Below are 12,990 nucleotides of genomic sequence, written 5' to 3'. Positions count from 1 at the left end.
CCTTGACCGAGCCCTGGCGTGACCCCCTCCTGCCCGTGTCCGTGCGAGTCTCCGATCTTCTGAAACGGATGACGCTGGAAGAGAAGGCGGGTCAGCTCGCCGGCTTCTGGGCGCTGCCCTCGGATCCGGGGACACCGGTCGCGCCGATGGAGGACGATTCAGGCGAGTCCGCGCTCGGCCTCGACGACATCGCGGCCCACGGGCTCGGCCAGCTCACCCGGGTGTACGGCACCGCGCCGATCACCGTGGAAGCCGGCATGGCGCGGCTCGCCATGCTCCAGCAACAGGTGACCGGATCCGGTCGGTTCGGGATACCGGCGGTCGCTCACGAGGAGTGCCTGACAGGGTTCATGACGTTCGGGGCGACGGTCTTCCCCGCACCGCTGGCCTGGGGTGCGTCCTTCGATCCCGAGCTCGTGCGCCGGATGGCCGCCGCCATCGGGGCGGGGATGCGGCGGGTGGGCGTCCATCAAGGGCTGGCTCCGGTACTCGACGTGGTCCGCGACTACCGGTGGGGCAGGACCGAGGAGTGCATCGGCGAGGATCCCTATCTCGTCGGAGCCATCGGCACCGCCTACGTGCAGGGCTTGGAAGGCGCCGGGATCGTGGCGACGCTCAAGCACTTCGCCGGCTACTCGGCCTCGCGTGGCGGCCGGAACATGGCCCCCGTCGCCTCGGGGCCGCGCGAGTTCGCCGACGTGCTCGTCGAGCCCTTCGTACGGGCACTGCGCGAGGGGGGCGCCCGGTCGGTGATGAACAGCTACACCGACGTGGACGGCGTCCCGGTGGCCGCCGACGAACGGCTGCTGACCGAGCTGCTCAGGGGTGAGCTCGGTTTCAGCGGCGTGGTCGTCGCCGACTACTACGCCGTCTCTTTCCTGCAGACCCGGCACGGCGTCACCGGATCGCGCGGCGCGGCCGGCGCGCTGGCGTTGACCGCCGGAATCGACGTCGAACTGCCCACGGCCCGGTGCTACGGCGAGCCGCTGACCGAACTCGTTCGGTCCGGAAGCGTACCCGAGGAGCTCATCGACCGGGCCGCGGAACGGGTCCTGGTGCAGAAGGCCGAGCTCGGCCTGCTCGACCCCGACTGGGAACCCGTCAAACCCGAGCCGGTCGACCTCGACCCGCCGGAAAACCGGGCACTGGCCAGGCTCCTGGCCGAACGGTCCACCGTGCTGCTCGCCAACGACGGCACCCTGCCGCTGCAGCCGTGCCGGGTCGCGATCACCGGGCCGTACGCCGACGACCCCCGGTCCTTCCTCGGCTGCTATTCCTTCCCCAACCACGTCGCGCTCCCCGGCGACCTCGGGCTGGAGATCCCGACGCTCGGCGAGGCGCTCACCGCTGCCGGGTTCACGGTCACCGCGGACGATCCGGACGTGAACGTGCTGGTGCTCGGGGACCGGGCGGGCATGTTCGGCCGGGGCACCTCCGGAGAGGGCTGCGACGCCGAGACCCTCGACCTGCCCGGCGACCAGGCCGCACTGGCCTCCACCGTTCTGGACTCCGGAGTGCCGACCGTCCTGGTCCTCGTCTCCGGGCGGCCCTACGCGCTCGGCACGCTGGCCGAGCGCGCATCGGCCGTGGTGCAGGTCTTCTTCCCCGGCGAGGAGGGCGGGACGGCGCTGGCCCGGATCATCAGCGGGGCCGCTGAACCGTCCGGGCGGCTGCCCGTCTCCATCCCCCGCCGGGCCGGCGGCCAGCCCGGCACCTACCTGCACTCCAGGCTCGGCGGGCACACCGACTGGAGCTCGGTGGACCCGACCCCGCTGTTCCCCTTCGGACACGGGCTGAGCTGGACCGGCTTCGCCTGCTCGGAGCTCGAGGTGGATCCCGTCGCCGCGACGGACGGGGCCGTCGCGGTTGCGGTCACCGTACGCAACGTCGGCGAGGTGGCCGGGACCGAGGTGGTCCAGCTGTACCTCTCGGACCCGGTGGCGTCCGTCGTCCGGCCTCAGCGGTGGCTCGCCGGATTCTCCAGGGTCGAGCTGCAGCCGGGCGCAGCCGCCCGGATCACCTTCACCGTCCATGCCGACCGGACCTCATTCACCGGGCTCGACCTGCGCAGAAGAGTGGAGCCGGGGGAAATCGGCGTGGCCGTCGGACGGTCCAGCGGCGATCTTCCGCTCCAGGGCTCCTTCACTTTGGAGGGTCCCGTACGCCACCCGGCGGCCGACCGGGTGCTGTCCGTGCCGGTCGAGATCGTCCCGGTTCCATGACCACGTTGTTCGATGATCCCGTCTTCGGTGATCCCGTGCTGCCGGGGTTCCGGCCCGACCCCTCCGTCTGCCGAGTGGGAGCGGACTACTACCTGGTGACGTCCAGCTTCGAATGGTTCCCGGGCCTTCCCGTGTTCCACAGCCGCGATCTCGTGAACTGGCGGCGCATCGGCTCCGCGCTCGACCGGGCGTCTCAGCTCGACCTCGACGGGTGCGAGCCCTCACGGGGCCTGTTCGCACCGACGATCCGGCACCATGAGGGGGTCTTCCATCTCGTCTGCACGCTGATGGACGGCCCCGGCCACTTCGTCGTCACGGCGACCGACCCGGCGGGGCCGTGGTCGCAGCCGCACTGGCTGGACGGCGAGGGCTTCGACCCGTCGCTGTTCTTCGACGACGGACCGGACGACAGCGACGGCCGGGCCTGGTTCACCGCCGCCCGGGTGCTGGACGAGGCCGCCGGCCGCACCGAGATCTGGATGCGCGAATACCTTCCCGGCGAACGACGGCTCACGGGCCCCGAGCACGTCCTGTGGTCGGGAAGCCACCCGGGCGCCCGATGGTCGGAAGCCCCGCACCTCTACAAGATCGACGGCGCCTACCTTCTGCTCACCGCCGAGGGCGGCACCGATGTGGACCACAGCGTGGTGGCCGCCCGCGCCGACCGCGTGACCGGCCCCTACGAGGGCGCCCCCGGCAACCCGGTGCTACAGCCCGCCAAGGGCCCCGTCATCTGCACCGGGCACGCCGACCTCGTCCAAACCCCGTACGGGGACTGGCGGGCCGTCCTCCTGGGCGTCCGCCCGGGCTCCGCCCTCGGGCGCGAGACCTTCCTCAGCCGGATCACCTGGGACGACAGCTGGCCGGTCTTCTCCCCCATCGTCCACACCGACCGCCGCCGCCCCGTCCACGACGACTTCGCCACGCTCTCCGCGGACTGGAACACCCTGCGCACCCCGCCCGAGCGCTTCTGGGCCACAGGCAAAGGGCTCCGCCTCCAGCTCCGCCCCGAACGCCTCGGCGAGCGCACCACCCCGTCGCTCCTGGTCCGCCCCCAAGAACAGCCCGACTGCGACGTCTCCACCGAACTGCACTTCACCCCCGCCGCACCGGGTGAACAGGCAGGCCTCGCCGTGGTCCTCGACGACGACACCCACCTCCTCTTCCTTCGCACCACGGAAGGGCTCAGCCTCCGCCACGGGCGCGAGGTCCTGGCCGGCGTTCCGGTCCCCCCGGGCCCCGTCCGCCTGGGGGTGCGCATCCGCGGCTTCAGCCACACCTTCGCCCACCAGGCACCCGACGGCGGCGCCTGGCAGGACCTGACCACCGTCGAAGCCACCTTCCTCACCCCGCTGTTCACCAGCATCCAGCTCGGCCTCTACGCCACCTCCAACGGCCGCTCCTCCACCAACCAAGCCCACTTCACGTGCTTCGACATCACGTATCCGAGCCGGCAGGATCCGCCTGGACACCAGCGTCGATGATGCCCCCGCCGGTCCCGGGTCCCGGCCGGCAGCCCGCTGGACCCGGTCGCGCATCCGGTCGTGGAAGCGGGCGATCCATCCGCTGTGGCGCCGGCGACTCCGGAAGGCATGGGGGCGGTAGCCGGGCGCGTGTTGGCGGGCATCTGCCCGCCGCGTGATGCGGGCCGCAACCAGGTGGCCGAGCGCGTCCGCCGACTGCCGGCGGCAGTAGCCCTCCTGAGATTTCGGCAGCCCAGCTCGGAGATCCTCATCGAAAGTTTTTCGATGACCTTTATGCAACGGGAAGCGGATAGCGGGCTATCTCGAGGGGGAGGATCTCGAAATCATTTCGAAACTCTTGACTTGTTTCGACGGGGTTTCCACACTGAGGCCCGAGACGGTGTCACCGTCTCTCCGGGTGGCGGGTGACGGCCTCGGATCATGACGCCCTGGTGGTGAGCGTCCTTTGTCAACGGACGCGGGCGTCGCTTACGCGGATTCATTCTGCCGCGCTCCAATCCTTCCGTGATTTCTGTCCTGGAGGCTCATTCATGGGCTTAAATGCCTCTCCCCCACACACCGTCCGCCGGAAGATCGGCGGTCTTTGTACGGCCGTGGTCGTCGGCGTCCTCGGTTCGGCCGCGGTGCTGGTGGCTCCGCTGACCTCACACGCCGCCGAGAGCACGCTCGGTGGCGCGGCGGCGCAGAGCGGCCGTTACTTCGGCGCCGCAATCGCCTCGGGCAGGCTGGGCGACTCGGCGTACACGACGGTCGCGGGCCGCGAGTTCAACTCGGTGACGCCCGAGAACGAGATGAAGATCGACGCCACCGAACCCCAGCAGGGCCAGTTCAACTTCAACGCCGGTGACCGCGTCTACAACTGGGCGGTGCAGAACGGCAAGCAGGTACGCGGCCACACCCTGGCCTGGCACTCCCAGCAGCCCGGCTGGATGCAGAACCTCAGCGGCAGCGCGCTGCGCCAGGCGATGACCAACCACATCAACGGCGTGATGGCGCACTACAAGGGCAAGATCGCCCAGTGGGACGTCGTGAACGAGGCTTTCGCCGATGGCAGCTCGGGAGCCCGGCGCGACTCCAACCTGCAGCGCACCGGCAACGACTGGATCGAGGTCGCCTTCCGCACCGCGCGCGCCGCCGACCCGGCCGCCAAGCTCTGCTACAACGACTACAACGTCGAGAACTGGACCTGGGCCAAGACGCAGGCCATGTACGCCATGGTCCGGGACTTCAAGCAGCGCGGAGTGCCGATCGACTGCGTCGGCTTCCAGTCCCACTTCAACAACGACAGCCCGTACAACAGCAACTTCCGCACCACCCTGCAGAGCTTCGCCGCCCTCGGCGTCGACGTGGCCGTCACCGAACTCGACGTCCAGGGCGCCTCGGCCACGACCTACGCCAACGTGACCAACGACTGCCTGGCCGTCCCGCGCTGCCTCGGCATCACCGTCTGGGGGGTGCGCGACACCGACTCCTGGCGGTCGGAGCAATCGCCGCTGCTGTTCGACGGCAACGGCAGCAAGAAGCCCGCCTACACCTCCGTGCTGGGCGCACTCAACGCCGGCTCCTCTACCCCCACTCCTACCCCCTCGCCCGGTTCCGGACAGATCAAGGGCCTCGGGTCAGGCCGCTGCCTGGACGTGCCCGGTGCCAGCACCAGCGACGGCACCCAGCTCAACCTGTGGGACTGCAACAACCGCACCAACCAGCAGTGGTCGTACACCGCCGGAGGCGAGCTCAGGGTCTACGGCAACAAGTGCCTGGACGCCGCCGGCACCGGCAACGGCACCAAAGTCCAGATCTACAGCTGCTGGGGTGGCGACAACCAGAAATGGCGCCTCAACTCCGACGGATCCATCGCCGGAGTCCAGTCCGGCCTCTGCCTTGACGCAACCGGCAACGGCACCGCCAACGGCACCCTGATCCAGCTCTACTCCTGCTCCAGTGGAAGCAACCAGCGCTGGACCCGAACCTGACGGCCTGCCACAGCGAAAGGGTGAACGATGAAAACCCACGGTGCGGCTTCCCACGCCCCTCCCCAAAGACGTCGCTGGTCGCCCCGGTTAGCCGCCGTGGTGGCGGCGACCCTCGCGATCGGCACGCTCGTCGCGGTGAAACCGGTTCCCGCCGAGGCAGCCACGGTGGACACCCAGGCCTGGTACGTCCTGGTCAACAGCAACAGCGGCAAGGCCGTTGAAGTGCAGGGCGCCTCCACCGGCGACGGCGGGAACGTCGTCCAGTACACCGACTGAAGCGGCGCCAACCAGCAATGGCAGATGATCAAACTGTCGTCCGGTGGCGGCGGATGCGGCAGCGCCCCGACGCTGGCGAGCGGTACGCACACGATTCAGAGCAGCGGTAAGAGCCGCAGCTTCGTCCTCAGGGTTCCCGACGACTACACCAACAGCCGGCCCTACCGGCTGATCTTCGCGTTCCACTGGCGGGGCGGAACCGCCGGCGAAGTCGCCTCGGGCGGGACGAGCGGGAACGCCTGGTCCTACTACGGCCAACGGGAACAGTCCAACAACAGCGCCATCCTCGTCGCCCCCCAGGGCCTCGGCAACGGCTGGGCCAATTCGGGCGGTGAGGACGTCACCTTCGTCGACGACATGATCCGGCGGATCGAGGGCGGCCTCTGCGTCAACACGGCGCAGCGTTTCGCCACGGGTTTCAGCTGGGGCGGCGGTATGAGCTACGCACTCGCATGCACCCGGGCGAACGTCTTCAGGGCTGTCGCGGTCATTTCCGGCGGCGAAATCAGCGGGTGCAGCGGCGGCACCCAGCCCATCGCCTACTTCGGAATCCACGGCGTCAGCGACTCCGTCCTCAACATCGCGCAAGGGCGCTCCCTGCGCGACAGGTTCGTCAGCAACAACGGCTGCACTCCCCAGAGTGCGCGCGAGCCCGCACCGGCAGCCGGGCGCACATCACCACCCCCTACTCGGGCTGCCGTGCCGGGTACCCGGTCCAATGGGCCGCGTTCGACGGAGGCCACATGCCCGGTCCGGTCGACGGCTCCCCCAATGAGAGCGGCGTCGCGACCTGGACCAAGGGAGAGATCTGGAGGTTCTTCGCACAGTTCCAGTGACACGCCCGCACCATGGAGTGGAGCCAGGATGATCCTGGCTCCACTCTTCGTCCGTCTTTTGACGGACGGGCGGGCCTCTTCAGGGTGATGGCAGCGCTTCCTACAAGACACCGTCGACAGTACGGTCGCGCGGCCACCGAGCGGGCCCGGCTCCGGGTCGGATTCCGCAGCATATCCGTCGACGAGGCCGGGGTGCTCCGGGTCAACGGCCGCCGGATGGTGCTGCGCGGGGTGAACGGGCACGAGTTCGATCCTCATCACGGCCGTACGCTCTCTCGCGAAGTCATGTGCCAGGACGTGGAGTTGAACCGCAGGCCCTTCCTGCTCCCCGAGTTCGCCCACGCCATGGGAAACAGGCCCGGCCGGGCTCGCCGAATACCTGCAGCTGTGCAGCGAGTACCCGCGGGTCCAGGACGGCTACGTCTGGGAGTGGATGGACCAGGGGCTGCGCACCCGCGACGCCCGGGGGCGCGAGTTCTTCGGCGACGGCGGCGGCTTCGGCGAGGATCTGCACGGCGGCGACTTCACCTGCGACGGCCTGGTCTTCCCCGACCGCACTCCCTCGCCCGGCCTCCTCGAGTACGCGAAGGTGATCGCCCCCGTCCGAATCGGCCCCGGCCGCTTCGACCGGACCATCGGAGGCCTGCTCGGCATCGGCGAACTCCCCCTCCGTGGACCACGGCTGAACCTGTGCGCGCCCCTACCGACAACGACCGCGGCTGGCACCAGCGCGACGCCGGCTACTGGAAGGACCGCGGGCTGCACCGACTGCGGCAGCGCACCGTGTCCGTCACTGCTGACGCGAACGGCATGGTCGCCGGCGTCCGCAGCGCCGCCGCCGGGGGCAGCTCCGGCTACCTCACCACCTACCGCTGGGAGAGTGACGGTGACAGCCTGCGCCTACAGGTGCATGCCGAACCGGTCGGCCACTGGCCGGAGCGAAGCGACGGCTTCCACGACACCATGGTGGACTCGGTACTCCCGCCGGAGGAGTACCAAGAGCTGGTCCGCAGGGACAAGTCCCGCTCACTGACCCGTATCGGACTCGACTGGCAGATTCCCGCCGACCGGTCCCGGGTTGAGTGGTTCGGCACGGGACCGGGCGAGGCCTACCCAGACTCGAGTCAGGCATGTTCGCGTCGGACGTTTCCACGCGACCGTGGACGAACTGCAGACGCCCTACGTGCGCCCCCAGGAGAACGGCAACCGTGCGGACTCCCGCTGGGCCACCTTCACCGACCGAGCCGGGAACGGACCGAGCGTCGTGGGCGAAGAGCCGTTCCACTTCGCCGCGCGCCGCTGGACCGACCAACAGCTCGACGCTGCACGGCACCACAGCGACCTCGTCCCGGGTCCGGTGATCCACCTCCGCACCGACCGTGCCGTCCAGGGCCTCGGCACCGCCGCCGGGGACCCGGTGTCCTGCCTCAGTACCGGCTCGAATTCGCGTCGGCGGACTTCGCGTTCCTCCTGCCTCCCGTGCAGCGGAGCTGAGCCCACCGAGCGGCCCCGCACGCGCTCTGCCCGCCGCACCTGGTCGGCGGGCGGGCAGGGCGTGGTGATCGTTCAGGAGCAGAGTGCACCGTTGAGCGTGTAGCGCGCCGGGAACGCGTTGGTACCCGAATACGTCGCCTGGAAGCCGAAGCTCACGCTGCCGCCGGGCGCCAGTGTGCCGTTCCACCCGGCGTCCCGGGCGGTGACCGTGCTGCTCGACTGGCTCACCGTTGCGTTCCAGGCGTTGCTGATCCGCTGATCACCCGCGAAGCTCCAGCCGAGGGTCCACCCGGAGATCGCCGAGGTTCCGGTGTTCCTCACGGTCACCGTCGCCGTGAAGCCGTTGCCCCAGGCGTTGTCGATCCGGTACGCCACCGTGCAGGAGGCCGCCGACACGTCGTCGTCCGCCTCCGTCGCCGTGAACGTCGCCGGCTGCACGCCGGTACCACCGACCGTGAAGGTCGCGCCACCCGACAACGCGTCGGCATCCTGGGCGGCGACGACTGAAACCGGCTGCGTCGTCGCCCAGTTGGCGGGGGTGAACACCAGGGTCGCCGCTGCCGAAAGGTCCTGGTCGCCGGAGCTCCGGGCCACCGTCACCGTGACGTTCTGTGCGGGCGCGGCCGACAACCGCACGCCCACCGGCGCCGAACCGCCCTCCGGGACCGTCACCAACGCCGGTGACACCTGGACCACGGGCACCGCCGGGGCGCTGCGCTGCTCGGCCGCGAAAGCCGCCAGCCAGGCCAGCGAGGCGTTCCAGTTGATGGCCACCTCGTTGGTGGAGTACGAGCCGATGTCGTCCACGTAGCACGCCGCCGGTGCGCAGCCCGCGAGCCTCTCCTTGGCCACCGGATCCTCCAGCCCCGCGTTCGGCCCGCCGGCGAAGGAACCGGCCGGCGGGTGCGGCAGCGAGGCGTCGTTCTGGTGCGCCCAGAACCGGTGGTGCTGGTTCTCGGAGTGGCGTTCGCCGTAGCCGGTGACGTAGGAGAGGTCGAGCGCGTTGCGGCCGAGCAGGTAGTCCAGGGACTCCAGCGCTCCGGCCCGGTAGCGTTGTTGACCGGTGAGCTCGTATGCGACGGCCAGCACCATCGCGTTGTTGGTGACGGAGCTGTTGGAGCCCCACACGTATCCGGTGGCGGGGAGTGACACCGCGTAGCCCTGTCCGGCCATGGTGGACAGGTGGCCATCGGCGGCCGCGGTCAGCAGGCCGCGCAGCCGGGCCATGTCGTCGGCGGGCAGGGCCACGCCGGGGACGGTGGCGAGGGTGATCCTGCCCAGCGTCGCGGTCCCGCCCCACCAGAACCCGTCGACGGGCTTGGTGTGGTGCGGAGAGGAGGTGACGGCGTCCCGGTACTGCGACTCTCCGGTGGTGGCCAGAAGTTCCGCCGCCGCCCAATAGAACTCGTCGGAGACGTCGGCGTCCTCGTACGCACCGCCGCCGGTGTTGTCGGTCGCCGGGGCGAGCACGTTCGGGTTGGCCTTGGCAGCCGTCCAGGCGCGGCGGGCGGCGTCCAGGCAGCGCGCGGCGAACGCGGCGTCGTACGGCGCGTACACCCGGGCACACTGCGCGGCCGAGGCCGCCAGGTTCAGCGTCGAGGCGGTCGACGGCTTGTGCAACTCACGTTGTTCGGCATCCATTTCGGGCCGGGTCGGCAGAGCGGTCCACTTGGCGTCGTGCATCTTGTGGAAGGCCATCCCGGCCATCGGCTTCCCGGCCGGGACCTGCATCCGCAGCAGGAACTCCAGCTCCCAGCGGGCCTCGTCCAGTACGTCCGGCGTCCCGTTGCCGCGCTCCGGCACCCGTAGCGTCGCGTCGCCGAGCGCTGCGTCGCCGCCCGAACGGCGTGCCCGCTCGAAGGAGTTGACCATCTCCCAGACGGAGATGCCGCCGTTGACCACGTACTTGCCGTGGTCGCCCGCGTCGTACCAGCCGCCGCGCACGTCCAGTTGGTAGTCACACACCCCGGCCTGGCATGGAACACTGCTGTCGCCCTTGTTCGGGGCGACGCCCAGGTGCCCGGCGGGGCGGGCGTAGGCACTGCCGCCCGCCAGGGCTGCGTCGATCGCAATACCGCTGCGCTGCTGGTAGAAGAACGACATGCTGTCGGCGCGCAGTCCGTCGTACAGCGATGCCGAGATGTCGAACGGGTGGCTGCTCTGGCCGCCGACGGCCAGGGTGTAGCCAGTGCCGGTGCCGGTGTACGGGCCGAAGTCCACCAGGTGGGTGGACTGGCCGGACGCCTGGTCGGCACCGCGCACAGTGGTGGTGCCCGAGGCGGCCACCGTGCCGGAGGCGTCCCGCAGCTGCCAGGCGAGCGGGGCGGTCGCGGAGCTGGCCACGGTGGCCCGCTTGGGGCCGTCGGGCAGGTAGCCGAGCTGGTTGACCCGGACGGGTGTGTCGGCAGCGGCGGCCACGGTGGCGGCGGCCGCGACAGGAACGGTCAGGGCGGTCGGGGACAGGCCGCAGACGGCGAGCGCGAAGCCGGCGAACACAGCGGCCGCGCGACGTGGCACGCCGCGGGCGGAGGTGACAGGAGGCACGGCTGGAGCCTTCCTTGGTGGGGTGGGGGCAAAAGTGGGAGCGCTCCCAATGAAGCCAGCCGCCGGACGGGCCCGTCAAGGCTCTTGGTCGTACAGGTAGTTGGCCTCCCTTTCATCCGAGAACGGGCCGACTACCACGACAGCTTCGGCGGACGGACAAGGTGGCGCGAAATCGACGAGCGGCGCCGGCGCCGGCCCGCGACGGACGCGCACGCCCAGACCCGCGCCTCACGCCCAATCGTCGGCCGGGATCGAAGTCGAGCGCGGCCGGACCAAATCGACCGCCTGACGCCTCCCTCCCCCACTGTCTCCGCGCAGACAAGCGGACGCGCGGCCGAGGCGCCGGCATCCAGAGGCGTTCGCCGAGGGAGCGCCCCCGCAGTGCGGCGACCCGGGCAAACGTGCGACCGGCACACTGGATCCACCGACGGCGTCGGCCGGGCAGGGCCCCGTGCTCCGGGAAGGGCGAAGGGGTCGGCGGAGGAGATCTTCGTGGCTCTTGATGAGCAGGCACGACCGTGCCGACCGCGGACACGGCCGACGCCGCCCCTCTCAGGCGGTGACCGTGGTGAAGCTGTGGATCGTGGTGGACCGGTACAGCTCACCCGGGCGCAGGAGGACCGTCGGGTAGTCGGGGCGGTTCGGGGAGTCCGGGAAGTGCTGCGTTTCCAGCGCGACCCCCGCGTAGGCATGGTACGGCCTGCCTCCCTTGCCCGTGATGTCACCGGTCAGGCCTTGGGCTGTGTAGACCTGGATGCCCGGTTCCGTGGTGAGCACGTCCATGCGGCGGCCGGATGTGGGGGCGTACAACACGGCGGCCTTCCGAGGACGGGCTCGCCGGGCGCCGTCGAGGACCCAGTTGTGGTCGAAGCCGCCGCCGGCGAGGGCCAGTTGCGCATCCGTATGGGTCAGGACGTCGGAGAGCCGCCGGGGCCGGCGGAGGTCGAACGGGGTGTCGCTGACCGGGCGGTGGGGGCCGTCGGGGATGAGCTCGGCGTCGATGGGGGTGTAGAGGGGGGCCGCTACCTGGAGGTGGTGGGCCAGGACGTTGCCGCGCCCCTCTCCTTCGAGGTTCCAGTAGGCGTGGTTGGTGAGGTTGACGACCGTCGGTGCGTCGGCGACCGCCTGGTACGACAGGGCCAGGTTGTCGTCGCGGTCCAGGGTGTAGGTGATGCGGACGTTCAGGGCACCGGGGAACCCCTGGTCGCCGTCGGGGCTGTGCAGGACCAGGCGCACGCCGGTGCGGTGTGAGGAGTGGACGGGTTCGCACCGCCACACGCGCTGGTCGAACCCGTCCGGACCGCCGTGCAGCGTGTGCCCGTTCTCCTGGGTGGCGAGCCGGCGGGTGACGCCGTCGACAACGAGCCGGCCGCGGGCGATGCGGTTGGCGAAACGGCCCACCGTCGCACCGAAGTAGCGTGCGGAGCCCTCGCAGGCGCCGGGGTCGCGGGCGGCGAGCACCACATCAGCTGTGTGGCCCCAGCGGTCCGGCAGGATCAGGGAATGGAGGCGGGCGCCGCGCGTGTGGACCTCCGCGCGGGCCCGGCCGGGGAAGCCGAACCGCCACCTCTCCCCCGTTCCCTCATCGGCCAGGCGCAGGGGACGGCCCGTCCTCGGACCGGCGGCAGTCTGCCTGGGCTCAGCGGCCCGGGCGGCAGATTCGTATAGGTGTTCCATGACGGTGTTCCCTGGAAGTCGGTCCATCGGATTGCATGCCGGGAAGCATGGTGTGATCGCGGCACTCGAGCGCTGGGGCAGGGACGAAGCCGGACCCCCCGGTCAGCAGCGTGCCGCCGATCACGGTGGCGGCGATCGCGTCGAGTTCCATGCCCATGGCGTGGAGGGCGTAGCCGGAGAGCATGTAGAAGGTCAGCAACAGGCCGCCGAGTGCGGAGCACAGGCCGCTGACGGCGTATACGGCGATCTTGGTGGAGCCCACCGGAAGGCCCATCAGGCGTGCGGAAGGCTCATTGCCGCCCAGCGCGTACACATTGCGGCCGAAGCGCGTGTGGTGCAGTACGACGAAGGCGATCACCAGCACGGCCAGGGCGATGACCACCGGGATCGATACGAACAGTCCCCCCGGGCCGTACAGCCGGGTCTGCGCGATTCCCGCCGTGGCGGGGTCGCCGATCGTGATGGATTCGGTGCTGATCGTACG

6 protein-coding genes and 5 pseudogenes are annotated in these 12,990 nt (G+C 70.4%); 8 read left to right on the top strand and 3 right to left on the bottom strand.

Translation table 11 applies throughout. From position 1 onward, the window contains the following. Positions 1–2: 2 nt before the first annotated feature. The 8 genes and pseudogenes from AB5J51_RS38725 to AB5J51_RS38690 all read left to right on the top strand — a co-directional run bounded on the left by AB5J51_RS38725 (position 3) and on the right by AB5J51_RS38690 (position 8,388). On the top strand, positions 3–2,222 hold the full coding sequence (locus tag AB5J51_RS38725) for a glycoside hydrolase family 3 N-terminal domain-containing protein (protein ID WP_369779948.1): 2,220 nt from the start codon (positions 3–5) through the stop codon (positions 2,220–2,222). Continuing rightward, positions 2,219–3,706: a glycoside hydrolase family 43 protein gene (locus AB5J51_RS38720; RefSeq protein ID WP_369779947.1), complete on the top strand. Its 1,488-nt coding sequence runs from the start codon at positions 2,219–2,221 to the stop codon at positions 3,704–3,706. Before AB5J51_RS38725 ends, AB5J51_RS38720 begins: the two co-directional genes overlap by 4 nt. Before the next feature lie 530 nt (positions 3,707–4,236). Further along, on the top strand, positions 4,237–5,679 hold the full coding sequence (locus tag AB5J51_RS38715) for an endo-1,4-beta-xylanase (protein ID WP_369779946.1): 1,443 nt from the start codon (positions 4,237–4,239) through the stop codon (positions 5,677–5,679). 96 nt (positions 5,680–5,775) lie between these two features. After that, positions 5,776–6,791, top strand: a pseudogene (locus tag AB5J51_RS38710) (RICIN domain-containing protein). 12 nt (positions 6,792–6,803) lie between these two features. Further along, positions 6,804–7,043, top strand: a pseudogene (locus AB5J51_RS38705) (hypothetical protein); the annotation flags it as partial. A 127-nt stretch (positions 7,044–7,170) separates the two neighbouring features. Beyond that, positions 7,171–7,338: pseudogene (locus AB5J51_RS38700) on the top strand (glycoside hydrolase family 2 TIM barrel-domain containing protein); the annotation flags it as partial. 143 nt (positions 7,339–7,481) lie between these two features. Next, a pseudogene (locus AB5J51_RS38695) lies at positions 7,482–7,913 on the top strand (beta-galactosidase); the annotation flags it as partial. 37 nt (positions 7,914–7,950) lie between these two features. Continuing rightward, a complete protein-coding gene (locus AB5J51_RS38690; RefSeq protein ID WP_369779945.1) occupies positions 7,951–8,388 on the top strand; it encodes a hypothetical protein in 438 nt (145 codons plus the stop codon). On the opposite strand, the gene AB5J51_RS38685 is transcribed toward AB5J51_RS38690, so the two are convergent. The 3 genes and pseudogenes from AB5J51_RS38685 to AB5J51_RS38675 all read right to left on the bottom strand — a co-directional run. Then, positions 8,358–10,829 carry a glycoside hydrolase family 9 protein gene (locus AB5J51_RS38685; RefSeq protein WP_369779944.1) on the bottom strand — a complete coding sequence of 824 codons (2,472 nt, stop codon included), beginning with the start codon at positions 10,827–10,829 and terminating at the stop codon, positions 8,358–8,360. The two genes, AB5J51_RS38690 and AB5J51_RS38685, sit on opposite strands and share 31 nt — an antisense overlap. Before the next feature lie 552 nt (positions 10,830–11,381). After that, on the bottom strand, positions 11,382–12,506 hold the full coding sequence (locus AB5J51_RS38680) for an aldose epimerase family protein (protein ID WP_369779943.1): 1,125 nt from the start codon (positions 12,504–12,506) through the stop codon (positions 11,382–11,384). Positions 12,507–12,588: 82 nt separating this feature from the next. Then, a pseudogene (locus tag AB5J51_RS38675) lies at positions 12,589–12,984 on the bottom strand (sugar ABC transporter permease YjfF); the annotation flags it as partial. Between the last annotated feature and the right edge of the window lie 6 nt (positions 12,985–12,990).

The organism is Streptomyces sp. R33 (assembly GCF_041200175.1).
In the GTDB taxonomy this organism is placed as follows: Bacteria; Actinomycetota; Actinomycetes; order Streptomycetales; family Streptomycetaceae; genus Streptomyces; species Streptomyces katrae_B.
The sequence above is the reverse complement of the archived record's forward strand: the minus strand, read 5'-3'. Positions and strand labels throughout refer to the sequence as shown.